This is a genomic window from Flavobacterium nitratireducens (assembly GCF_029625335.1).
GTDB lineage: Bacteria > Bacteroidota > Bacteroidia > Flavobacteriales > Flavobacteriaceae > Flavobacterium > Flavobacterium nitratireducens.
The window spans coordinates 602,222-626,771 of record NZ_CP121111.1 but is presented as its reverse complement, the minus strand read 5'-3'; the positions used below and the strand labels follow the sequence as shown (position 1 = coordinate 626,771).

The window sequence follows — 24,550 nt, the reverse complement described above, 5'->3', positions numbered from 1 at the left end:
ATTGAATTATGAAACGTAGTGATGTTCCAGAAAACGAATATTCAAAATTTAATGCTACTTACATACAAGCAGCAGGCGATGAAGATTTATATGAAGACTTAGAAATAAGTCTTCATGCTTTTATTCGTTTTGTTCAGGATATTCCAATGGATAAATTTGATTATCGTTATGCCGATGGCAAATGGACAATCAAAGAAATTATTCAGCATATAATTGATACGGAGCGTGTTTTTAGTTATCGTGCTTTACGAATTTCGAGAAACGACAAAACGCCTTTACCCGGCTTTGATGAAAATGAGTTTGCATTGAATACCAATGCAAACGATAGACATTTGCAAAGTTTGTTAACGGAATTATCGATAGTTCGTCAGGGGACTTTGGCGCTTTTTAAAAGTTTTTCAGAAGAACAATTAAAAAGAATCGGAATTGCTTCGGATAATCAAATTTCAGTTCGTGCTATTGGTTTTATTATTATTGGACATCAAAAACACCATCAAAAAGTGTTTCAGGAAAAATATTTATAAGTCTTTAAAGCAACTTGACCAAGTTATTAATTTGTTTTCAAAAGACATTGTATTAGCAGGACTAGTAGAAGGCATTACACGATACGTAATGCCTTTTATTTGTCCGAAACTTTTTAGGAAGTATTTATGGCTTTCCTTTCCATTGAAAATGATAGTTCTAATTTGAGGGTATTCTTTGAATAAACTTTCAAAATCATTCGGCTGGTGATTTTTGATGTGAATATCTAAACTTCCTTTTCGCTCACAATTTTCCAAGACATCCCAAATTCCAATTTTGTTGTTTCTCAAAAGTTTAATTTTTTCTTCAAAAATGGAAGAAACCGGTAATTGGTCAAAAAGCGTATAGATAATTTTCCAAAAATGATTTCGCGGATGGGCATAATATTCTTGTTTTTCTAATGAAGCAATTCCTGGCATAGTGCCGAGGATAAGAATTTCAGTTTCATAGTTTATGAAAGGAGGAAAGGAGCGAATCATAATTACATTACATTTTCTTCTTTTTCAATTATGGCTAATCCCACTCGGATTTTTTCGTAACTCATTTTTTCTTCAAAATAATCAAAAAAGGGTTTCAATGCTGTTGGTTTTTCTAATTGAATAGCTGCTGCTGAAATTAGAGCAACTTCTTCATTAGAAACAAATTGTTTTAAGTCTATTGAAGCGCCGTCGGAATATAATTTTGCTAAATGCGAAATAATAGTGCTAACACCTAATTTTCTTTTTTCGGCTATTTCTTCTGGCGTTAATCCTTCCTGATAAAGAGCAAGTGTTTCTTTATAAGTGTTTGATCCTTTCTTTGGCTTGACTTTTTTGTCCTTATGAAAAGCAATAATTGCTTTAATAAAAGCATCACCATATTTTTCCAATTTTGCTTTTCCTACACCGTCAATTGTAATCAATTCTTCTTCACTCATAGGACGATTGATTTCCATTTGGCGTAAAGCCGAATCGCTAAAAATGACATAGGCAGGAACCTCTTCTTCTTGGGCAATTTCATAACGTAATTTGCGTAAGCTTTCAAATAATGAATTCTTTACCGTTTTTGTTTTGTTAGTCTCTTGTTCGACTTGTTTTGGAACTGACTTTTTAATAGTATTGAGTTGTACTTTTTCGTTTTCGAATAGTACTTTCTTAGCCAATGGAGTCAAACGAATTTTATTTTGCTGATGAAAGGCTATTTCACAATAACCAAGATTAATCAATTGAATTAGGTATTGGTTCCAGTCTTGCCAAGAAGTTTCTATTCCTACGCCATATGTTTTTAAATTTTGATATTCTTTTTCGTAGATGTAAGCATTTTTAGAACCTCGCAAAAAATCGATAATTACCGGTAGCGGTTCTGATTCTTTCAAACGGATAATTGCAGAAAGTGCTTTCTGTGCTAAAATAGTTCCATCAAAAAAGGCTGGGGGATTATTGCAAATATCACAGTTACCACAATTTTCGGTTACAATTTCTCCAAAATAAGAAAGCAATATTTTACGTCGGCAACTTAAAGCATCGGCATATTGTTTCATTCTGTCCAATTTTGCTAACTGGATTTCGGCGTTTTGACCTTGAGAAGCAAATTTTTGTAGTTGAATCAAATCACCATAGCTTTCAAATAATATGGTTTCAGAAGGCAAACCATCACGACCGGCTCGTCCTATTTCCTGATAATAACCTTCAATATTTTTGGGTAAATTATAATGAATGACCCAACGAACATTCGATTTGTCAATTCCCATACCAAAGGCGATAGTTGCACAAACCACTTGGCATTTGTCATTAATAAATTCGTCTTGAGTTTTTGAACGAAGTTCTGTTTCTAAGCCTGCATGATAAGCTTTTGCTGTAATACCTGCTTTGGTTAGTTTTTCAGCAAGCTCTTCGGTTGTTTTTCGACTCAAACAATATATAATTCCCGATTCATTAGTTTTCGTTTCTATAAAATCAATGATTTGTTTAACTCTGTCTAAAGCTGGTCGAACTTCTAAACTTAGATTTTTTCGATCAAAGGATGAAATAAAAACAGCTGGATTTTTTAAATTTAGTTGGTTGTTAATATCTTCGCGTGTAGCTTTATCAGCTGTTGCAGTTAAAGCAAGAATAGGAGTGGTAGGGAAGCGGTTTTTAAGATAACCCAAATTGGTATAAGCAGGTCTAAAATCGTGTCCCCATGACGAAATACAATGGGCTTCGTCTATTGCAATTAGACTTATTTCAATCAGAGTAAACGTATTTTCGAGATAAGATAAACTCTCGGGGGCAACGTATACTAGCTTGATTTTTTTGTCAATAATATTTTGAATATGGTTTTGTTGTTCTTTTTCAGATTGAGTACTGTTAATATAACAGGCGCTAATTCCGTTTGCTTTCAAGCTATCCACTTGATCTTTCATTAAAGCAATTAATGGCGAAATTACAATGGTGATTCCTGGAAATAATAGTGCTGGTAATTGGAAACAAATGGATTTTCCTCCACCTGTTGGCATGATAGCTAAGGTATCTTGTCCTCTTAAAATAGTGTTGATTATTTCCTCTTGATTGGTTCTGAATTTTTCAAATCCGAAATTTTCCTTAAGACAAGAATGTAGTATTTGAGAACTAATCATTATTTGCAATTGTTAAAACTTGGTTGTTGTAGTCGATAAAAAAAGGAACCCAGTTTAGAGTTCCTTTTTTTTATTTTTTTATGAATTAATCTTCGTCATCCTCATCGTCATCATCTGCGATATCTTTGTCGTCACCATCTTCATCATCTTCGTCAAGTTCTGGCTTATCGCTATCATCATCGTCATCATCGTCGTCACTAATATCGTCATCCAAATCTAAACCTTTGATTGGTGCAATAGGTTCAATTACATCGTCAATATCATCGTCTTCGTCAAAATTCTCAATTCTATCAGCAAGTTTAGTACTCACTTTTACTAGGTAGATTGTGTCTTCAGTACGAACTTCAACAGCCTCAACTAATTCGTTTTTTGCATTTTTAAAACGGATGATATCTTCGTCGTCATATCCATCAGGAAATTTTTCAACCAATAAGTTTAAAATTTCGTTTGTTAATTTAGCATACTCAACAATAACTCTTCTCATAAAAATGGTATTATAAATCTAATAAATAAGCAAAAATCAATGGCGCTACAATGGTAGCATCTGATTCAATAATAAACTTAGGTATATTGATATCTAATTTACCCCAAGTGATTTTTTCATTTGGAACTGCTCCAGAATACGAACCGTAACTAGTAGTTGAATCTGAAATTTGACAGAAATAGCTCCAGAAAGGAACATCGTGCATTTCCATATCTTGGTACAACATAGGAACTACACAAATAGGAAAGTCTCCTGCGATACCTCCTCCAATTTGGAAGAAACCTATTCCGTTTTCACAATTTTTTGTATACCAATCTGCTAAGAAAGTCATGTATTCGATACCTGATTTCATAGTTGAAGCTTTTAATTCTCCTTTGATTACGTATGAAGCAAAAATATTACCCATTGTGCTATCTTCCCATCCTGGTACAATAATAGGTAAATTTTTCTCCGCAGCAGCATACATCCAGCTGTCTTTTAAGTCAATTTCGTAATATTCTTCCAATACTCCAGAAAGCAACATTTTGTACATGAATTCATGAGGAAAATAACGTTCTCCTTTATCATCTGCATCTTTCCATATTTTGTAGATGTGTTTTTGTAATCTACGGAAAGCTTCGTGTTCTGGAATACAAGTGTCAGTTACACGGTTTAAACCACGCTCTAATAAATCCCATTCGTCTTGTGGCGTTAAATCACGGTAGTGAGGTACTCTTTCGTAGTGTGAGTGCGCTACTAAGTTCATGATATCTTCTTCAAGATTAGCTCCTGTACAAGAAATGATTTGAACTTTATCCTGACGAATAACTTCTGCAAATATTTTTCCAATTTCAGCTGTACTCATTGCTCCAGCCATACTCACTAACATTTTAGAACCTTTGGCTAATTGTTCTTCGTATGCTTTTGCTGCATCAACTAATGCTGCCGAATTGAAATGTAAATAATGTTTTTCAATAAATTGACTGATAGGTCCTTTACTCATTTTTTGGGATTTAAATCTTTAGTAAATTGATCATAATTTGAATCTATACGGTTCAAATATAATGAAATTATATATCTACTAAATGTGTATTTGATTAATTATTTTTTATTTATAACCTAAAATTTTTAATACTTCTTCAGAGGTTTGTTGCTCTGAAAAAACTTCAGTTGCCAGTATACCATTTTCATCTCTATCTATCAGAATATGTTTAGGTTGTGGAATTAAGCAGTGGTGTAAACCTCCATATCCACCAATGGTTTCCTGATAAGCTCCTGTATTAAAAAATCCTATATATAATGGTTTTTCTTTGTTGTATTTTGGTAAATAAATCGCATTCATGTTTTGCTCTGAATTGTAATAATCATCGCTATCACAAGTTAATCCACCTAAAAGTACTCTTTCGTAGGTATCATTCCAGCGATTTACTGCTAACATGATAAAACGTTTATTAATAGCCCAAGTATCAGGTAAAGTAGTAATGAATGAAGAGTCAATCATGTTCCACTTCTCTCTGTCATTTTGTTGTTTTTGGTAAAGAACCTGATAAATAGCACCACCACTTTCACCAACTGTAAACGAACCGAATTCTGTAAAGATATGAGGAACATCTACTTCGGCTTCATCACAAGCAATTTTGATTTGATTTATGATTTCGTCAATCATATATTGGTAATCATATTCAAAAGCTAATGAATTTTTGATAGGGAAACCACCACCAATGTTCAGTCCATCAAGACTAGGACATTCTCGTTTAAGTGCTATATATACTTTGATACATTTTACTAATTCGTTCCAGTAATATGCAGTATCATTGATACCTGTATTAATGAAAAAGTGAAGCATTTTTAATTCAAGATTATTATTTTCCTGAATTTGCTTTTTGTAGAAATTGACAATGTTTTTGTAACCAATTCCTAAACGAGAAGTATAGAACTCAAATTTCGGTTCTTCCTCTGCAGCGATACGAATTCCAATTTTGAATTTTCCTTTGATTTCTGCCTGAAGCAAGTCTAATTCTTCGTAGTTATCAATAATTGGAATGGTGTTTTTATGTCCGTTATTGATTAATCTAGCAATATTGGTAATGTATTCATCTCTTTTAAAACCATTACAAATTACATAAGTACTTTTGTTGATTTTACCGTTTTCTAATAAATTCTCAACAATATTAATATCGAAAGCTGATGAAGTTTCAACGTGAATATTGTTTTTGAAAGCTTCATTCATAATGAATTCAAAATGAGAGCTTTTAGTGCAATAGCAATAGTAATATTTCCCTTCATACTTGTTTTTCTCCATCGCTTTACGAAACCAGCTTTTAGCTTTACTGATATTGTTAGAGATTTGAGGTAGGTAAGTAAACTTTAAAGGAGTACCATATTTTTCAACCAATTTCATTAAGTCGATATTGTGAAATAATAGGTTATCCTTGTTTAGTTTGAATTCTTCCTGAGGGAAATAGTATGTTTGATTGATTAGATCAGAATATTTAGTGTTCATTTTTTTAGGTATTTGTATTGTTATAGTTTAAAAAATGTATCAAACTATAATTCAAACCCTAATATTAGCATAAGTAATCTGAAGTTTTTCATTTTCAGAAGTCAAGATTTGAAAAAGATCAAAAATAAAATGTCCCACAACAGTATTAAAACGCTTCAACATTCTTTTGAAAGAACGATTGTTAACGCTCGAATTAGAGTTGTAATTTCTTTGTTTTTGATCCTTTTTCATTGCGGCAAATGTAAAAAATAAATTATAAGCGATGCAATCCTTTTTTATAAAAATATATACTTAAAATTTGTAATCTTCAAAGGCTTTAAGTATCAATTCGTTCTCAACTTCTTGGTTAATAATAATCTTACCAATACCATCGATTAAAGCAAATTGGATACTTCCGTACTCATTCTTTTTATCGTGCTTAAGTAATTCAAGAATAGGTTCGATATCTGCTTCTTCAAAAACAATATCTTCGTAAATAGATTTTAAAACGGTTTTAATCTGGATATATTCTTGTTCAGAAATAAGTCCTTTGTGTAAGGAGATATAGCTTTCCATAATCATTCCAGCAGCGATAGCTTCTCCGTGAAGTAATGTGGTTTTGTCCGGATTGATTAAAAAATACCCTTCAATTGCATGTCCCAATGTATGACCAAAATTCAATGCTTTTCGAATATTTTTTTCGGTTGGATCTTGCATTACAATTTCATTTTTGATTACAACAGATTTATGAATTAATTCATCCAATGTGTTAAAATCAATTGTTGTAATGTCTAAAAATTCCTCCCAGTATTTTTTATCGTAAATTAAACCGTGTTTTAACATTTCAGCAAGTCCGGAACGCATTTCGTTTTGTGGTACTGTTTCTAAAAATTGGGTATCAATTAAAACCATACTAGGAACATTAATAATCCCAATTTGGTTTTTCAAATTACCCAAATCTACACCGTTTTTTCCGCCCACTGAAGCATCGACCATAGATAGCAAAGTAGTAGGAATATTGATAAAATCGACCCCTCTTTTAAACGTACAAGCAACAAATCCGCCAAGGTCGGTTACAACACCACCTCCCAAATTTAATACTAAACTTTTACGATCACCTCCAAGTTCTGTGAGTACTTTCCAGATTTCAATACAGGTTTCAATGTTTTTATTTTCTTCACCTGCTTCAAATTCAATAATTTCTACATTTAAATCGGTTTCAATATTAGGAAGTAGTTTCGGTAAACAATATTCATTGGTATTGCTGTCAACGATGATAAATATAGAAGAGTATTTATTTTCAGAAAGATGTTTATTTAAAGCCTCGTATGCTTTTTCATTAAAATGGACAGGGTAGTTGTTGGCTTGAATTGTTTGCATCGTGATTAATTAATTTGAATTGCAAAATAAGGCAATTTCTAGTAAATAGTATTCAAAACTGTGCCTATATTTGCTACAAATTTTAAACATTCTATGAAAAAAATATTTAAAAATACAGAAATTGCTTTTGCTTTAAAGAGTGATACCGAATTAGACAGAGCCTATTTTCTTTTCAAGATGATATCCAGTCAGCCATTAGTGCGCATTGGGACTGCGGTTACTAATTTTGCTCTGAAAGTACACCTTCCAGTTGAAAAATTAATTCGAGCCAGCGTTTTTGATCATTTTTGTGGTGGTGTTAATGAAGAGGATTGTCTTTCAGTAGTAGACAAAATGTACACAAAAGGAGTTTCTTCAGTATTAGATTATTCTGTAGAAGGAAAAGAGGAAGAAGATCAGTTTGAAGCCGCTCTAAAAATGACTTTGCGAACTATTGATTTTGCTCAAGAACGTCAGGCTATTCCTTTTGCAGTTTTTAAACCTACTGGGATTGGGAGAATAGATTTGTATGAAAAAGTAGGAGCTAAGATAGAACTCACTGCTGACGAAAAAGCCGAATGGGAACGAGTGGTTGCTCGTTTTGATCAAATTTGCAGTGAAGCTCATAAAAAAGATGTAGCTTTATTGATTGATGCTGAAGAAAGTTGGATGCAGGATGCAGCTGATGATTTGGTTGCTAATATGATGCGTAAATACAATAAAGAAAAAGCAATTGTTTACAATACGCTTCAAATGTATCGTTGGGATCGATTGGATTATTTGAAAAAATTGCATGAAGAGGCTAAACAAGAAGGATTCCATATTGGGATGAAAATTGTTCGTGGTGCTTACATGGAAAAAGAAAATGACCGAGCTGTCGAAAAAGGATACAAATCACCAATTTGTCCTTCCAAAGAAGCTACAGATATTAATTATGATGCTGCAATTGTTTATATGATGGAGCATATTAATGAAATGGCCATTTTTGCAGGAACACATAATGAAGAAAGTACGTATTATTTAATGCAATTAATGGAGGAAAAAGGTATCAGTGTAGATGATTCAAGGATCTTTTTTGGTCAATTGTATGGTATGAGTGATAATATTAGTTATAATTTGGCCTATAACGGTTTTAATGTTGCTAAATATTTGCCTTTTGGTCCTGTAAAAGATGTGATGCCTTATTTGATTAGACGAGCTGAAGAAAATACTTCTGTTGCAGGTCAAACAAGTCGTGAATTGAAAATGCTGAAAAAAGAACGTAAGAGAAGAAAGAACGCTTAATTTCGATAGAAGTTTTAAAAGAAAAGGTATCAAAATCATTCGTTTTGATACCTTTTTTATTAGAGAGAATTATAGAAATTTCGCTTTCAATTCAGGTGTTGGAATCATACAGTTTTCCTTCTTGCCATACCATTTATAACGATTTTTAGCAATGTAATCGTAAATAGCATCACGGCTATTTTGAGGAAAAATTTTAAACAGAGATAAAAGTGAATATACCGAATTAAATTCGGTTGCAATTTTTAAAGCAGCTTCCGATTTTAAATAATAAGCTATACCAGGTTCGTACAAAATAATACTATCTACTTTCTTTGTATCTATTCCAATATAAATGCAAATTTCCTGACCTAATTCAGATTGTAAAGCCACAAATCGAAATACATCTTTTTTGTCTCTTGCAATGATGTATTGCACCGCCGAATTACACAGATTACAGACGCCGTCAAAAAGGATTATTTTTTTGTTTTTAGGTAGGTTTTGCATTGGTTGTTTAATTAACAGGAATTAAGCAATCTCATAAAGTTTTGCTTTTCTAAATTTTTAAATACTAGATTTACTTGTTTTAGTGTGATTGCTTCGTTCCTCGCAATGACTCTGCTAACTGAAAACTGAGACTGAAAACTACTTTTTAACTGCTTCCACCAAATCCAATTCCTCCAAATTCACCTTAGAAGTAAATAAGCCATAATTAACAACAGCTTTGTTTTTTTCAATTTTATCAATACTTCCCACGGCTTTTCCGTCCAGCATACGCACGCGATCGCCCACTTTTAAAATAGGTTTTGGTTTTTCAATAACAGGTTTTAGTTTTTTCTCTTTCTTTTCTTTTCTGATCTCTTCAACTTGAACTTTTACTTCCTCGATAATTTCTTTTTTCTTAGCCTCAATAGCTTTAGATTCCCTAGGAGTAGCTTTTTTACGCTTCGAATTTTCAATTTCTACAATTTTTAAAAATTCGCCAATCAATTCTTTTTTATTCTTATTATTAAAATAGCGTTCGGCCAAATCATCTATCTTTTGTCCAATATAAATGGCTTTCTGATTGCTATCGTATAATTCCTGATAGCTTTCCAGTTTTTGCTTTATTTTGGTATTGATGGATTCCATTTTTTTACCTTCCTCACGAGCACGAATTTCTTCTTCTTTTAGAATTTGTGAGGTTTTTTCAAGTTTTGAGCGCTCTTTTTGCAAATTGGCAATAGTTTTATCAAATCGTACTTTCCCCACTTCAATTTTCTTTTTTGCACGATTGATGAGTCCAAACGGGATTCCGTTTTTCTGCGCTACCTCAAAAGTAAAGGAACTACCCGCCTGACCTAAAGCCAATTTGTACATGGGTTCTAAAGATTTTTCATCAAACATCATGTTGGCATTAGTGGCAAAAGGCAATTCATTTGCTAATATTTTCAAATTGGCATAATGCGTTGTAATGATACCAAAAGCTTCACGATGATAGAATTCTTCCAAGAAAATCTCCGCCAAAGCACCGCCTAATTCGGGATCAGAACCAGTACCAAATTCGTCAATCAAAAACATGGTTCTACTGTTACACTTCCTTAGGAAGTAGTTCATGTTCTTTAATCGGTAACTATAGGTACTTAGATGATTTTCAATAGATTGATTATCTCCAATATCTGTTAAGATTCGGTCGAATAAAAAGGTTTCTGAACGTTCGTGGACTGGAATCAGCATTCCGGATTGTAACATCAATTGTAATAAACCCACGGTTTTTAAGGAGATTGTTTTTCCACCGGCATTTGGTCCCGAAATAACAATAATTCGGTTTTCCTGCTTTAATTCGATGGTTTGCGGATAGGTAACTTCCTTTTTTTGTTTGTTTGTCAAATACAAAATAGGATGGTAGGCCTCTCTAAAATACAAACGACGTTCTTCTGTTATAGTAGGTAAAAGTCCGTTGATTTTATTAGCATATTTTGCTTTAGCTGCAATTACATCAATATCGCTTAAAAAGTCCTGGTATTCTTTTAATAAAGGTAAAAAAGGACGAATAGAATTTGATAATTGCTTTAAAATTCGAGTAATTTCCTCTTTTTCCTCGTATTCTAAATTGCTTAATTCACGAGAATATTTTAAGGTCATTTCGGGTTCTATATAGGCAATACTACCTGTTTTAGAACTTCCTAAAATGGTTCCTCTTACTTTTCTTCGGTACATAGAAAGAACAGCCAAAACGCGTCGATTTTGAACAAAACTTTCTTTGATATCGTCCAGATAACCTAATCCATTATATTGTTGCAAAGCAATACCAAAACTCTGATTTACCTTACCACGAACCATATTCATATTTCTTCGAATATCTAATAAAGTAGGAGAGGCATTGTCTTTTATTTCGCCATATTTATCTACAACAACATCAATCAGGCTCACAATTTCTTTGGTATACTCCACTCTTGAAGCTCTCGCATTGATATTTGGATAATAATCATCAAATTTTTTCAGGAAATTCAACATGAAATTCACCGTGGTCGAAAGCGTAGCTATTTTTCTAAAACTTCCTACTTCCAGAAAACTATCTTCAATGGCCAGGAATTTTAATTCATACGTTATCGCATCAAAACCGTGATTAGGTATCGCATTATTATTTTGAAAAGAAGAAACATATTCAGAGGTTTGCTTTAAAGCCTGCATTAAACTTTCCTTGTCTCTGAAAGGAGTAATTTGTAATGCTTTTTCTTTACCAATTTCGGTATTACATATCTCGGAAATAGTTTCGAGAATGGTTGGAAATTGTAAATCTTGTAATGTTTTTTCGGTGATGGATATCATTTTATAATCTGAGTTGAAAAGGGTCAAAGTTACAAAGATTCGAAGTGAAATTCATTACTTTGTCATTGACTTTGCTAAAAACTTTACGAACTTTACCCGAAATTAATGCGTATGCAACTCAACTTATCTCCCGAATGGCAATCGATTTTATCCGAAGAACTTCAAAAGCCCTATTTTAATGATTTATTGCAAGAAATAGAAAAGGAGTATAATGAATTCACTTGTTTTCCGCCCAAGGATTTGATTTTCTCGGCTTTTAATTATTGTGATTTTTCCAATTTAAAATTGGTAATCATTGGTCAGGATCCTTATCACGGGGAAGGAGAGGCGAATGGTTTGTGCTTTTCGGTGAATAATGGAGTTAAAATTCCACCATCATTGCGAAATATTTACAGAGAAATCAATGATGATTTAGATCATATTATGATGCCTACCTCAGGAAATTTAAATCATTGGGCTAAACAAGGAGTTTTGTTGCTAAATGCATCGCTTACCGTGAGAAAAGACAAACCGAACAGCCATAAGCATTTAAAATGGAATCTGTTTACAGATGTGGTGATTCAGAAAATTTCGGATGAAAAAGAAAATATTGTCTTTTTACTTTGGGGTACTTTTGCACAAAAAAAAGGAAGCAAAATTGACCGTAGTAAACATTTAGTTTTGGATTCTGGACATCCATCACCTATGAGTGCTAATCAGGGAAAATGGTTTGGTAATAAACATTTTAGTCAGGCAAATGACTATTTGAAATCAAAAAATAAAGCTGAAATCAATTGGGTTTAACGTAATAATTATTCAACTAATTTATTATAAGGCTTCCCATTCATCTACGGTTGCTAATGATTTTTGATATTCCATTACAACTTGCCATTTCGCATCATTTTTTACTAATAAAGCTTCAAAATGAATGTATTGTTTTGTTGTTTTTTGATTTGTGTTATTAGTTGATGTGAAGCAAAAAATTCCAGTTTCATGTGCTGTTGTTGCGCTTCCAATTCTCTGAGAAAATCTAAAAGAGACTGTGTCTTTAGTTTTTCCATTTTTGGTATCTAAAAATCCTTGTTTCCAGTGTTCAAGAGCTACTGTCATCGGTTCGGAGCGTTTATTATTGCCTATTGATACGACTAAAACAGCATTTTTATCACACAACGCTTCGTAACCTTTAAAATCACCTGTGTTAACTGTTCTTGCTATTTCATTCCAATAGGTTTGGTCTATTTGACTAATTCTAATTGAATCCTGTGTGGTTTTATTTTGACAGATTCCTTTGTTTGTAATCGAAAAAATAAGAAAAAGTATAAATGAAAAATAAATTGTTTTTCTCATTGTTTAAGCATTTTTTAATTTATTATCATTGTCAGCTATGCGGACTAAATAAAAAATTGGTCACAGACCTGTCTGCCGACAGGCAGGTGACACTGATTGAACAGATAAAGATAAATTTTTATAGCTCTTTGCGAAGTATAATCTGTGATAATCTGTTAAAATCCGTCTCATCTGTGTGCCATTGTCAATGATTGATATAAGAGACAGGTAGTAATATAATTATTTTGTAAGAGGAGAAAATTACTTCTTGATAATATTCATTAAAGTTGCTTTGTGTTCTTCATTTTGTATTGTTAAAATGATTTCGACATCTTTTGTAGTTTTACCTTCAATTACATATATTTTTGATTTTTTACCAAAATCAGTATCGCTTTTGTCAAAGTTAACATCACCAAATTCTAAAGTGTTTTTAATATCGGTTGTGTCAATCCAAGTTTCAGCTAATATTTTTGAGGCTGTTTCAGAATATTCAAAAGGTTTGTTTCGGATATCATTTAATACTCTGGCATTTGGAAAATAATTGCATCGGGTATCTTTTCCACTATAAACAAGAGCAACAAAAAAGCAACCTATAACTAACCCCACTAAATAGTAGGCAAAACGTTGTACAAATTTCATGAATTCTATTTTTTTGGCAAAGGTAATTTAAAGTTTACTTAAAACACAATTAAATTGATGTCGTTGTTAGGTAAATCAAACCATTCGCCAATGGCTCTATTAGTTAAGATTCCGTGGTAGGTATATACTCCGTTTTTCAAACCTTTGTCACATCGAATAGCACTTTCAAGGCCGCCATCTTCGGCAATTTTTAACAAATAAGGAGTAATGATATTGCTTATGGAAAGGGATGCTGTTTTAGAGTAACGGGAAGGAATATTAGGTACACAGTAGTGTAAAATATTGTTTTTTATAAATGTTGGTTTTTCGTGTGTAGTAACTTCAGAGGTTTCAAAGCATCCTCCCATATCGATACTGACATCCACAATTACAGCACCTTTTTTCATATGTTCAACCATTGTTTCAGTTACTACAATTGGACATCGTTCTAAACCACGAATAGCACCAATGGCAACATCGCAGCTGTCTTAGTGCTTTCATTAAAGCCTTAGGTTGAATGGTGGAAGTAAAAATACGTTCATTTAAACTGTTTTGGAGTCTTCTTAGTTTGGTTATGGAATTATCAAACACTTTTACATTGGCCCCTAATCCAATAGCTGCTCTTGCCGCAAATTCTCCAGCAGTTCCTGCACCCAATATTACAACTTCTGTAGGAGGTACTCCGGTGATGTTTCCAAAGAGTAACCCTCTACCATTTGTACTGGCAATCATCAATTCAGAAGCAATTAATATGGAGGCCGTCCCAGCAATTTCACTTAATGATTTTACAACAGGATAGGTATCGTCAACATCTTTTAGATATTCAAAAGCCAAAGCCGTAATTTTTTTCTTGGCCAATGCTTCAAAATATTCTTTTCTTTTTGTTTTTAATTGGATGGCCGAAAGTAGGATAGTTTGATTATTCATCAAATTGATTTCGGAAATCGTTGGTGGTTCTACTTTTAGTATCATTGGACAGCCAAAGACTTTTTGAGTATCTTTTGTGACTTCAGCTCCTGCTTCAGAATACTCTTTGTCTGAATAGCTTGCACTTTCTCCAGCCCCAGATTCAATCATAACTCGATGACCATGACTTACTAATGAACTCACAGCATCAGGTGTTAAGCAGATACGACGTTCTTGATAGCTAGTTTCTTTAGGGATACCAATAAATAGTTCGCCTTTTTTTCTAGCTACTTCTAGTTTCTCTTCCTGAGGTAATAGCTGTTGTCTTGTAAATGGAGTTATAGATATTGACATCGTTTTCAGTACAATTAAAAAGTAAAATTACACAAAAAGATTAAAAAAATAAGCTTTATAATCAGATAAAAGTAGTAACCAAATTATTAATTAACATAAAGTTTTATTTTTATAAGCTTTGGCGTTTTTTATTAAGAAGTAAATTCAGAAAAAGAGATGTAGTTTTTGTTTTAAATCATTGAAAATCAGGTTTTAAAAACAGTGTTAAACTAGTTTTAAAAGTCTTTTCCCGTCAGGAAGCACCTCTATAGTTATGCTGGAATGATTTTCTGGGATTAAATTAGCTATGTTTTCTGCCCATTCTATAAAACACCAATTTCCAGAATATAAATAATCATCTACACCCATGTCCAGCGCTTCAGTTTCTTTTTTAAGACGGTAAAAATCAAAATGATAAACTAGTTGATTATTAGCGGCTTCATATTCATTAACTAATGAAAAAGTAGGACTAGAAGTAGCATCAGTAACACCTAATGTTTTGCACAATTGTTTGATAAAGGTTGTCTTACCTGCACCCATTTCACCATTAAACAGAATTACTTTTTTGGGTTGCGCTGCCACAACTTGGACGGCTACATTGTTTATTTCTTCTAAAGCAAAAGTGATTTCCATATTTTTAGTTTTAAAGTCCTTAGTCAAAAGTCTTTAGTCTTTAGTTTTTTAATTACTAATACTAATCACTAAGGACTAAAATACTATTTAGGATTAAATATCAAACACGGAATAATCATTTCTTCAAGCGAAATGCCTCCATGCTGATAGGTGTTTTTATAATAACTCACATAATGATTGTAATTGTTAACATAAGCTAAGAATAAATCATTTTTTGCAAAAATAAAAGAACTGCTCATATTTATGGCTGGAAGACCAATTTTTTTAGGGTCTTTTGCAACATAAACATCTTTTTGTTCGTAAGTAAGGCTACGTCCTGTTTTATATCGAAGGTTTAAACTAGTGTTTTTGTCACCCACAACTTTCGATGGGTTTTTTACATTGATTGTTCCGTGATCTGTAGTCAAAATCAATTTGAAACCTAATTTTTGCGCTTGTTGAATGATTTCCAATAATGGAGAGTTTTTAAACCAACTTAAAGTCAAGGAACGATAAGCTTTATCATCTGGAGCTAATTCTTTTACCACATCCATCTCTGTTTTAGCATGCGAAAGCATATCAACAAAGTTGTATACAATTGCGACTAAATCATTGTCTTTTAACGCTCTAAAATTATCAAGAAGCTTTTTACCCGAAGCCATATTGGTAATTTTGAAATAATCAGATTTAATATTCAAATTCAATCGCTTTAATTGCGCTTCTAAAAATTCGGCTTCAAACAGGTTTTTACCACCTTCATCTGGATCGTTTTTCCATAAATCAGGATGTTTTTTCTCCATATCTACTGGCAATAATCCTGAAAAAATAGCATTTCGAGCATATTGTGTTGCTGTAGGCAATATAGAGTAGTAAGGAACTTCTTTTTCTAATTTGTAATAATCGGCTACAACGCTTTCAAAAGCTTTCCATTGATCATATCTCAAGTTGTCGATAACTATAAATAAAACTGGTTTTTCTTTTTTCTTCAATTCAGGAACTACTAGTTCCTTGAACAAGGTGTGTGATTGAATTGGAGCATCGGCTTTGGGTAAAAACCAATCTTCATAATTACGTTCTATGAATTTTCCAAACTGAGAATTTGCTTCAACTTTTTGAGATTCTAGAATTTCAATCATGCTTTGATCATTGATATCTTCCAATTGTAATTCCCAAAATAGTAGTTTTTTGTACAATTCAATCCAATCTTCATAACTATTGACCATTCCCATTTCCATGGCAATTTTTCTAAATTCCTTTTGGTAATCCAGAGTAGTTTTTTGTGAAATCAACTTAGAGTTATCCAAGTTCTTTTTTAAACTAAGTAAGATTTGATTCGGATTCACGGGTTTAATCAAATAATCAGCGATTTTTGAACCAATGGCTTCCTCCATGATGTATTCTTCCTCACTTTTAGTAATCATAATCATGGGAATGGCACTTTTTTCTCTTTCATTTCCGAAAGGGTTTCTAAACCGCTCATTCCGGGCATGTTTTCATCAAGGAAAACTATATCGAAGTTCTCGTTTTCAAATATTTCAATGGCATCGAGTCCGTTGTTGCAAGTAGTAACATGGTAGTTTTTTTCTCTAAAAAAAGGATATGTGGTTTTAGATAATCAATTTCATCATCCACCCAAAGTATTTTAATTTGATCCATGATTGTAAATATAAAGATTTAGGATTTTATAGCTATTTGAACGTTAAATTCGCTCGTACATTGTGCAAATTAGTCATTTTACTGCGGTTCAATTCCTAATTTTATGATAAATTTTCGTTCTTTAAATTGAAAGTCTAATTTGATAGGGATAGAGATTTTCTATATTTATTATTGAAATTTTTAAATAGAAAATAGCGGTTATTGGTGTTTATTTGTAAGAAAAAAACAATTTTAATTACAATTTAAGACTTATTTATCTTACATTTGTCCCGATAGTTAATTAATAGGAAATAGTTTTTAAACAACTATTTTTTTAGAAATAATTAAAATTTTGAAAGACTAAATTATGGTAGTTGCAGTATCCAAGAGTTTTGAAAAATGACTGTTAGAGCCATTTTGAGCATTTTTCTATTTGTGATTGTTTACATAACTTTAATTTTATTAGCTATAGGATTAACATTTTTATGTGCGCTGGGAAGCTATTATCTAATAAAAGCAAAACCTACTTTTTATACTTTAATGATTGGAGTTGGATTAGTTAGTTTGGGTGTCTTTATATCAACCCGTTGGGTGAAATTATTTGAAGTAAATTAAATTAATTAGATATTGGTCAAGACACTGCAAAGCAGTATCTTGAAGTCGCTAAACAACCAACATCCATGTCAAATATAGTTAAAAATTATTTTAAGGTTTTAGAAGTTATAAGTTCTTTGAATTATGATTCATTATTTAAATCAAGAGTTGGAAGAAGCGGCAAGATGTCTGATTTAGAGGTCGTAGCACTTAGTTTAACTGCTGAATTTATGTCTATTGATAGTGAAAACTCACTTTTCAAACAAATTAGTCCAGATTTAATTCCTAACTTAATTGAACGCAGTCAATTCAACAAAAGAAGAAGAAAACTGTTTTTGTTTTCTTAAGAAGTCCTAAGCAAACTAGCGAGTCGATTTCTTGAGTTTGAGAATTATTTTATTGTTGACAGTATGCCGTTGGAAATCTGTAAATTTTCTCGTCATTGCCGAATTAAAATATGTAAAGAGCATTTTGAAACAGCTCCTTCCAAAGGTTTTTGTGCCTCACAAAACAATTGGTTTTATGGATATAAATTACATGGAGTTTGTTCTGTAGATGGTGTTTTCCATTCTTTAGAGATTACAAAAGCAGAAGTTCATGATGTTCATTTTCTAAAGAATATAAAACAACAATTATCTGATTGTGTATTACTTTGAGATAGAGGGTATTTGTCAGAATCGATTCAGCTAGACCTATTTCGAACAGTAAAAATCCAATTAGAAACACCAATGAGATCCAAACAAAAAAACTATAAGCCTCAACCATATATTTTTAGAAAATCAAGAAAAAGAATTGAAACCAAGTTTTCACAATTATGCGACCAGTTTTTAATTCGAAGAAATTATGCTAAATCTTTTGCTGGTTTTAAAACAAGAATTTTAGCAAAAATAACAGCAATGACTCTAATTCAATATATCAATAAATTCATATTTGATAGACCTATAAATAATATTAAAAATCAAATTATTTAATTTCACCCAACGGGTTATTTATTATAAGTTTGAATTTAAGAAATCTAATCATTTTCAGAATCAAAAAAATCATCCGGATTAAAAGGAATATCATCATCAGGGTCTTTATCGTGTGCGCTGATACCTGGAGGGTTAAAAAGTCCACAATTATCTTTGATGTAATACCAAACATCAAAATTTTCGACCCAATCAATAAATAACAAGCGAAATTCCTCAATTTCGTTTCTTAATAGTTCTATGTAGTCCTGATTTTCAATAGCTTCTTCGTGCGCTAAACTTCTTGCATATACATAAAGTTCTCTGGCAGCCTTGCGAATTAAGGTTGCGTTTTCCATTTTAAATCATATAATTCTACTGAATGTGCACCAGCAATTTTCGCTGGAATTAACATTGCATTTTCCATCATAAAATGTATGGTTGTTTGTTGAAGGAATTCATTATCAGCGGGAACAATTTCGACCAATCCTCTTGTTATTTGGTAAATTTGTTCTGCTTTTTGATATAAAGGAAATTGTTCTAATTCGTCTCGTTTTGACATTGTTTGGATTAAATGGATTCAATTACACTTTCTATAGCTCTTCTTGATTTTGGAGTGACTTCAATACGATTAAAATCATCTTCAGCTCCATAACCCACGGCCATAGCAAAAAGCGGTTTATATACTTTCATGTCCAGTATGTCTCTGTATTTATCGGATTCGATTCCTTCCATAGCGGTAGAATCCAATCCTAGCGCAATACTGGCGGTTAATCCAACTCCTAAGGCAATATACACTTGTTTGGCTAACCATGTCTTTAAATCGGCTTCTGGTGTTTTGGCTTTGATTTGGTTGTACCAATCTCTTCTGGCAGCTGGTAATTCTTCATCTACAATTTTTTGGAATGCATCCAAATCGTCGGCTACGCTAAAAACTACCAGTAAATGTGCCTGATTAATTTTCTCCGTATTGTGCATCGAAACTGAAGCTAATTTCGACTTCATTTCCGGATTTTGTACAAAAGTAAATTTCCAAGGCTGGATATTAATTGAAGAAGGTGTAAGACGTAAAATTTCTTTTAATTCTTCTATTTTATCTTGTGGAATCGCTTTGTCTGACTGGTAATGTTTGGCAGTATATCTTTTTTGAATTAATTCTAAAATATTCATGATTTTGTTTTTACTATTTAATCAGGACAAAGTTAAGTTTATTCGGCGCAATTTTCTTCATAATATTTTACCATTTCAAAGCTACTTTTTGCAATCCTAAATACTTCTTTTAAAGTTGATTTTCTCCATTTGTATAGAAGTAATCTTCTTCGATTATCCAAATCGTTTACTTTTATTTCGGTAATGTCTTCAATTCTAAAGATAGCTGTACCTTGGTCTTCACCATTTTTACCTATACAGTTGAGAATAAAATCTTCATCCGACATTTGTTTGACAATTCCTGTGAAGTATTCATTGCCATTGAATTCAAGACTTGCTACTAACTCGTCATTTCCAGCAAGTTTTATCAGGGTATCGTATTGCCAGTAATTTGAATAGCCAATATTTACATCAAATTTGGAAGGCTGGTCAATAATATTCGAATATTGGATGATACATTCCATAACTCTGGTGTAATCGTCGTTAAAATCGATAGTTTTAATATTGGCAATTCTTATCATTGTTATACCATCACTTTTACCATATGGGTATAAAGTTGAAAATTCACGTGTTCTTCAGCAATATCGCTTACATAGCCTACTAATGAGCTTTTGTCACCATTGTATTGCCATACAGAAATAATATCTTTATTCTCTTTAGATTTTAATAAAATGCTTTTTAATATGCTTGAATTCATTTTGTTATAATTCTTTTTTTGATAAATAAATTTGATGAATTTTTGGAACATAGGATTCTTATAGAGCGATTAATTTCAAAGGATTAAACTCCAATTGACCATTAGTTTTAATGTATTGGTTTGTATTGGTTTTAGTAGTTGAGATACCACCAAAAGTTTTTGTTCCAATATCTGTAAGTCTATTTTCATACCTAAATTTGATGGAAAGATTGTCTTTTTCATTGTATTTGAAATTCATTCTGATACAATAATTTGAAATTGTATAAAACCAAATATATTTATATATTCTTACAGAATGCAAATCGAATGTAAGTTTTTTTACTGTTTTTTTTTTGGTGTGAATTATAGAAATAATTCAGAAATTGTCAAATTGTTTTAAACACTTTCACCAAAAGTCAATAAATTATTATCAGGATCGAGTAGGGCAAACTCTTTTTGTCCCCAAGGTTTAGTTTGTAAAGGAGCATTAGGGTGCATGTGTATTTTGTTATCTAAAAAGTAATCGTATAGATTTTCTATAGCATTAGTACGAATATAGACTTGACCGTAATTTTCTTTAGGATTTAATGCTTTGAATTCAAAAAAATGAATTTCTATTTGGTCTTTTTGAAGTATTAAATAATCCCCATAATCTGCAATTTCTGTAAAACCCAATTGGTTAATATAAAAAGCTTTTGTGAGGCTTTTATCTCTCATGGGTAATTTAGGGTTGATGGTTGTGAGCATGGGTTTTGGTTTTAGAATAGTTGAGTTGTAAAATGTGTTATGGAGATGTTACACCCCAAATTGCTTTAAATGATGATCCAGATGTTTGTAAAATAAATTACTCCATTCGTTAGCAGTCATTCTTCCAAAGGAAATGTTTTCCAAGCCTTCAAAATGATTAGTACCTAATTGTTGCGTTTTATTGATATAGTCAAGCAATATTTGCTTTTCTTTTTCAAAATCTTTAGTAGCTGTTATAACAAAATCAGGAGCGGTAGGGCCATTTTTAGAATAAGGTTTGTCATTGGTAATAAAACCCTTTATAATTGTTTTGAGCAAAAATTTCTTGAATGCATTTGGTTTTTTAAACTCTTCAGGATGAAAAGCATAACGGTAAGCCACATTACAATGTGCTAGCATCTGATCCACATTCATTTTACCCCATTGAGGAGAAGAAGAAGAGGTAAGTAGTTCAATCCTATTGATGATTTCATCAGATACGGCTTTTTCAAAAATATTTTTTATCATTTTGATGAGTTTTGGTTAAGCTAAAGCAATTTAGGGAATTTCTATTTCTTTTTACACATTAATCAAAATATTATCATGCTGCGGAAGGGAAAATCAAAACGTTCTCATTAGCCCTGATCGAGCTGATATCCTCGTAGAGATAAAAGCGAGAGCAGGAGGGAAGTGGCTCGTGGAAAGTTTTCGTACTGCTCCTAAACAAAAAAAAACACCAATCGGTTAGGTCTGGTGTTTCTAGGATTTTGTTATTTATGAGTCATTGCGAGCGATAGCGCGGCAATCTCACCAAGTTTTTAGCAACTGACTTTTAATAGTGAGATTAGCTAAAGCTCAATTCGTTGCACTCGGGTGCTTCGTTCCTCGCAATGACTTAGACAGCGGCTGTTTCGCTTTGGTTTCTGAAAACCAATTGACCGTCGAAAGAATCCAAAAGAATGATACTGTCGGTAGTGATTTTACCGGCTAGAATTTCTTTAGACAATTGGTTCAAAACCTCTCTTTGAATCACACGTTTTACCGGACGGGCACCAAATTGCGGATCAAATCCTTTTTCGGACAAGTAAGTAATTGCCTCTGGAGTGGCGTCCATGGTAATACCTTGTTGTGCGAGCATTTTGGTAACGCTTTTCAATTGTAAGCCTACAATTTGAGCAATGTTAGCATTGGTCAACGGTGTAAACATCACAATTTCGTCAATACGGTTAATGAACTCTGGACGAACGCTTTGTTTCAACAAGCCCAATACTTCTGTTTTGGCAGCCTCAGTAGCGGCTTCGATACCTCCTTTGAGATTTTCAAATTTCTCCTGTATAATTTGGCTTCCCATATTAGAAGTCATGATGATAATCGAGTTTTTAAAGTCAGCCAGACGACCTTTGTTATCCGTTAAACGTCCTTCGTCGAGTACCTGCAATAAAATATTAAAGGTGTCAGGATGCGCTTTTTCTATTTCGTCCAGCAAAATAACAGAATAGGGTTTTCTTCGCACCGCCTCAGTCAATTGTCCTCCTTCATCATAACCCACATATCCCGGAGGCGCACCCACTAAGCGACTCACCGCGTGACGCTCCTGATATTCACTCATATCAATACGGGTCATGGCGTTTTCATCGTCAAATAGATATTCGGCCAATGCTTTCGCTAATTCGGTTTTACCCACACCAGTTGTTCCAAGGAACAGGAAGGTTCCCACAGGTTTTTTCATATCCTGTAAACCTGCACGACTTCTACGTACGGCATCACTTACCGCTTCGATTGCTTCTTCTTGACCAACTACACGACGGTGTAGTTCTTCTTCCAGATGCAATAGTTTTTCTCTTTCGCCCTGAAGCATTTTTACTACCGGAATTCCAGTCCATTTAGCTACAACTTCGGCAATATCTTCACGAGTTACTTCTTCTTTAATCAAAGAGCTTCCACCTGATTGGTTTTCCTGTAATTCTTTGCCAAAGTTTTCTAAGCGTTCTTGGGCTTCTTTGATTTTTCCATAACGAATTTCGGCTACTTTTCCGTAGTCACCTTCACGCTCCGCACGTTCGGCTTCGTATTTAAAATCTTCAATTTCTTTTTTAACTGCCTGAATGTTTTCTACGATATCTTTCTCCGATTTCCATTTAGCAAAAATCTTGTTTCTGTCTTCTTTCAGATTCGCCAATTCCAATCCTAAGATTTTAAGTTTGCTTTCATCATTCTCACGTTTGATGGCTTCAATCTCAATTTCAAGCTGCATCACTTTTCTGTCCAAAACGTCTAATTCCTCCGGTTTTGAGTTGATTTCCATACGGATTTTAGAAGCGGCCTCGTCCATTAAATCGATAGCTTTATCCGGTAAAAAACGGTTGGTGATGTAGCGTTGCGATAATTCTACCGCAGCGATAATTGCCTCGTCTTTAATTTGTACCTGATGGTGTGTTTCGTATTTTTCTTTGATACCACGCAAAATCGAAATAGCACTTTCAGTATCTGGTTCGTCAATTAGTACTTTTTGGAAACGTCTTTCAAGTGCTTTGTCTTTTTCGAAGTATTTTTGGTACTCGTCTAAAGTGGTGGCACCAATCGCTCTCAGTTCGCCACGAGCCAAAGCCGGTTTTAGGATATTCGCTGCATCCATCGCACCTTCGCCACCTCCTGCACCAACTAAGGTGTGAATTTCGTCAATGAACAGAACGATGTCACCTTCGGCAGAAGTTACTTCTTTTACCACCGATTTCAAACGTTCTTCAAACTCTCCTTTGTACTTAGCACCTGCAATCAAAGCTCCCATATCCAGAGAGTACACAATTTTTTCTTTCAAATTTTCCGGTACGTCACCATCTACAATACGATGCGCCAAACCTTCGGCAATAGCAGTTTTACCCACACCAGGTTCTCCTACAAGCATCGGGTTGTTTTTGGTTCTACGAGTTAAAATTTGCAGTACTCTTCGAATTTCTTCGTCACGCCCAATTACAGGATCCAGTTTGCCGCTACGGGCTAATTCGTTAAGGTTTTTAGCGTATTTATTCAACGAATTATAAGTTTCCTCAGCTGATGCCGACGTCACTCTTTCGCCTTTTCGTAATTCATCGATAGCTGCTTTTAAGCCTTTTTCGGTCACGCCCTGGTCTTTTAAAATTTGGGCAACCTTAGATTTGGAAGCAAAAATAGCTAAGATTAAATGTTCGATAGAAACATATTCATCGTTCATTTTTTGCGCAATAATTTCGGCTTCAGTCAACGTTTTATTCGCTTCTCTGGAAAGCATAATATCAGCTCCCGAAACTTTTGGAAAATTTTGGATGGTACTATCTAATACTTGCAAAAAAAGCGGCACATTTACATTAAGTTTTTTCAAAATAAAAGGTGCAACATTTTCGTCTACTTCAAAAATAGCTTTGAAAATGTGTTCATTTTCTATTTGTTGTTGGCCATAACGTTGCGCCAATTGTTGCGATTGCTGAATAGCTTCCTGCGATTTAATTGTAAATTTATTGATGTTCATTTTATTTTATTGATTTGGTTTAAACTTATTAATTACCTTTGTAATCATTGG

General features: G+C 33.1%; 25 protein-coding genes and 3 pseudogenes. 5 read left to right on the top strand and 23 right to left on the bottom strand.

What is annotated here, in order from left to right; genetic code table 11:
* Positions 1–8: 8 nt before the first annotated feature.
* Positions 9–524, top strand: coding sequence for a DinB family protein (locus tag P5P90_RS02925; protein WP_278035729.1), 516 nt, complete (start codon positions 9–11; stop codon positions 522–524).
* Here the strand turns inward: P5P90_RS02925 and P5P90_RS02920 are convergent.
* The 7 genes from P5P90_RS02920 to aroB all read right to left on the bottom strand — a co-directional run bounded on the left by P5P90_RS02920 (position 519) and on the right by aroB (position 7,443).
* A complete protein-coding gene (locus tag P5P90_RS02920) occupies positions 519–1,001 on the bottom strand; it encodes a DNA-deoxyinosine glycosylase (protein WP_278035728.1) in 483 nt (160 codons plus the stop codon). The genes P5P90_RS02925 and P5P90_RS02920 overlap by 6 nt on opposite strands.
* Before the next feature lie 2 nt (positions 1,002–1,003).
* Positions 1,004–3,118 (bottom strand): DNA helicase RecQ, encoded by a 2,115-nt coding sequence (gene recQ / locus P5P90_RS02915; RefSeq protein WP_278035727.1) that lies wholly within the window; start codon positions 3,116–3,118, stop codon positions 1,004–1,006.
* Positions 3,119–3,203: 85 nt separating this feature from the next.
* Positions 3,204–3,602, bottom strand: a complete 399-nt coding sequence (locus P5P90_RS02910; protein WP_278035726.1) for a DNA primase — start codon at positions 3,600–3,602, stop codon at positions 3,204–3,206.
* A gap of 10 nt (positions 3,603–3,612) precedes the next feature.
* Complete coding sequence (locus P5P90_RS02905) at positions 3,613–4,584, bottom strand: deoxyhypusine synthase family protein (protein ID WP_278035725.1); 972 nt, start codon at positions 4,582–4,584, stop codon at positions 3,613–3,615.
* A gap of 105 nt (positions 4,585–4,689) precedes the next feature.
* Entirely contained in the window at positions 4,690–6,084 is a 1,395-nt protein-coding gene (locus P5P90_RS02900; protein ID WP_278035724.1) for a type III PLP-dependent enzyme domain-containing protein, read from the bottom strand.
* Positions 6,085–6,135: 51 nt separating this feature from the next.
* Complete coding sequence (locus P5P90_RS02895) at positions 6,136–6,315, bottom strand: hypothetical protein (RefSeq protein WP_278035723.1); 180 nt, start codon at positions 6,313–6,315, stop codon at positions 6,136–6,138.
* 60 nt (positions 6,316–6,375) lie between these two features.
* Positions 6,376–7,443, bottom strand: a complete 1,068-nt coding sequence (aroB, locus tag P5P90_RS02890; protein ID WP_278035722.1) for a 3-dehydroquinate synthase — start codon at positions 7,441–7,443, stop codon at positions 6,376–6,378.
* 93 nt (positions 7,444–7,536) lie between these two features.
* On the opposite strand from aroB, the gene P5P90_RS02885 reads away from it, so the two are divergent.
* Positions 7,537–8,706, top strand: coding sequence for a proline dehydrogenase family protein (locus P5P90_RS02885; protein ID WP_278035721.1), 1,170 nt, complete (start codon positions 7,537–7,539; stop codon positions 8,704–8,706).
* A gap of 69 nt (positions 8,707–8,775) precedes the next feature.
* On the opposite strand, the gene P5P90_RS02880 is transcribed toward P5P90_RS02885, so the two are convergent.
* Positions 8,776–9,189, bottom strand: coding sequence for a thiol-disulfide oxidoreductase DCC family protein (locus P5P90_RS02880; protein ID WP_278035720.1), 414 nt, complete (start codon positions 9,187–9,189; stop codon positions 8,776–8,778).
* A 138-nt stretch (positions 9,190–9,327) separates the two neighbouring features.
* Positions 9,328–11,493, bottom strand: coding sequence for an endonuclease MutS2 (locus P5P90_RS02875; protein WP_278035719.1), 2,166 nt, complete (start codon positions 11,491–11,493; stop codon positions 9,328–9,330).
* Between the two features lie 111 nt (positions 11,494–11,604).
* On the opposite strand from P5P90_RS02875, the gene ung reads away from it, so the two are divergent.
* On the top strand, positions 11,605–12,276 hold the full coding sequence (gene ung / locus P5P90_RS02870) for a uracil-DNA glycosylase (protein ID WP_278035718.1): 672 nt from the start codon (positions 11,605–11,607) through the stop codon (positions 12,274–12,276).
* A gap of 24 nt (positions 12,277–12,300) precedes the next feature.
* Here the strand turns inward: ung and P5P90_RS02865 are convergent, their stop codons facing one another.
* From P5P90_RS02865 to porX, 5 genes and pseudogenes are all read right to left on the bottom strand, one after another.
* Positions 12,301–12,819, bottom strand: a complete 519-nt coding sequence (locus tag P5P90_RS02865; protein ID WP_278035717.1) for a hypothetical protein — start codon at positions 12,817–12,819, stop codon at positions 12,301–12,303.
* Between the two features lie 240 nt (positions 12,820–13,059).
* On the bottom strand, positions 13,060–13,437 hold the full coding sequence (locus P5P90_RS02860; protein WP_278035716.1) for a DUF4258 domain-containing protein: 378 nt from the start codon (positions 13,435–13,437) through the stop codon (positions 13,060–13,062).
* A gap of 38 nt (positions 13,438–13,475) precedes the next feature.
* A pseudogene (locus P5P90_RS02855) lies at positions 13,476–14,676 on the bottom strand (alanine dehydrogenase).
* A gap of 204 nt (positions 14,677–14,880) precedes the next feature.
* Positions 14,881–15,288 (bottom strand): tRNA (adenosine(37)-N6)-threonylcarbamoyltransferase complex ATPase subunit type 1 TsaE, encoded by a 408-nt coding sequence (gene tsaE, locus P5P90_RS02850; protein ID WP_278035715.1) that lies wholly within the window; start codon positions 15,286–15,288, stop codon positions 14,881–14,883.
* 83 nt (positions 15,289–15,371) lie between these two features.
* Positions 15,372–16,923: pseudogene (gene porX, locus P5P90_RS02845) on the bottom strand (T9SS response regulator signal transducer PorX).
* A gap of 378 nt (positions 16,924–17,301) precedes the next feature.
* Here porX and P5P90_RS02840 point away from each other — a divergent pair.
* Complete coding sequence (locus P5P90_RS02840) at positions 17,302–17,517, top strand: hypothetical protein (protein WP_278035714.1); 216 nt, start codon at positions 17,302–17,304, stop codon at positions 17,515–17,517.
* 65 nt (positions 17,518–17,582) lie between these two features.
* Positions 17,583–18,467, top strand: a pseudogene (locus P5P90_RS02835) (IS982 family transposase).
* Positions 18,468–18,511: 44 nt separating this feature from the next.
* Here the strand turns inward: P5P90_RS02835 and P5P90_RS02830 are convergent.
* The 9 genes from P5P90_RS02830 to clpB form a co-directional block, all read right to left on the bottom strand.
* A complete protein-coding gene (locus P5P90_RS02830) occupies positions 18,512–18,802 on the bottom strand; it encodes a hypothetical protein (RefSeq protein ID WP_278035713.1) in 291 nt (96 codons plus the stop codon).
* A complete protein-coding gene (locus P5P90_RS02825) occupies positions 18,784–19,005 on the bottom strand; it encodes a hypothetical protein (protein ID WP_278035712.1) in 222 nt (73 codons plus the stop codon). Before P5P90_RS02825 ends, P5P90_RS02830 begins: the two co-directional genes overlap by 19 nt.
* An 8-nt stretch (positions 19,006–19,013) precedes the next feature.
* Complete coding sequence (locus P5P90_RS02820) at positions 19,014–19,613, bottom strand: nitroreductase family protein (RefSeq protein WP_278035711.1); 600 nt, start codon at positions 19,611–19,613, stop codon at positions 19,014–19,016.
* Positions 19,614–19,651: 38 nt separating this feature from the next.
* Entirely contained in the window at positions 19,652–20,113 is a 462-nt protein-coding gene (locus P5P90_RS02815) for a hypothetical protein (protein WP_278035710.1), read from the bottom strand.
* 2 nt (positions 20,114–20,115) lie between these two features.
* A complete protein-coding gene (locus P5P90_RS02810; RefSeq protein ID WP_278035709.1) occupies positions 20,116–20,289 on the bottom strand; it encodes a hypothetical protein in 174 nt (57 codons plus the stop codon).
* A 58-nt stretch (positions 20,290–20,347) separates the two neighbouring features.
* Positions 20,348–20,527: a hypothetical protein gene (locus tag P5P90_RS02805; protein ID WP_278035708.1), complete on the bottom strand. Its 180-nt coding sequence runs from the start codon at positions 20,525–20,527 to the stop codon at positions 20,348–20,350.
* Between the two features lie 137 nt (positions 20,528–20,664).
* Positions 20,665–21,015 carry a bleomycin resistance protein gene (locus P5P90_RS02800; protein WP_278035707.1) on the bottom strand — a complete coding sequence of 117 codons (351 nt, stop codon included), beginning with the start codon at positions 21,013–21,015 and terminating at the stop codon, positions 20,665–20,667.
* A 48-nt stretch (positions 21,016–21,063) separates the two neighbouring features.
* Positions 21,064–21,522 (bottom strand): DUF1569 domain-containing protein, encoded by a 459-nt coding sequence (locus P5P90_RS02795; RefSeq protein WP_340696436.1) that lies wholly within the window; start codon positions 21,520–21,522, stop codon positions 21,064–21,066.
* Between the two features lie 367 nt (positions 21,523–21,889).
* Positions 21,890–24,499 carry an ATP-dependent chaperone ClpB gene (gene clpB, locus P5P90_RS02790; RefSeq protein WP_278035706.1) on the bottom strand — a complete coding sequence of 870 codons (2,610 nt, stop codon included), beginning with the start codon at positions 24,497–24,499 and terminating at the stop codon, positions 21,890–21,892.
* Between the last annotated feature and the right edge of the window lie 51 nt (positions 24,500–24,550).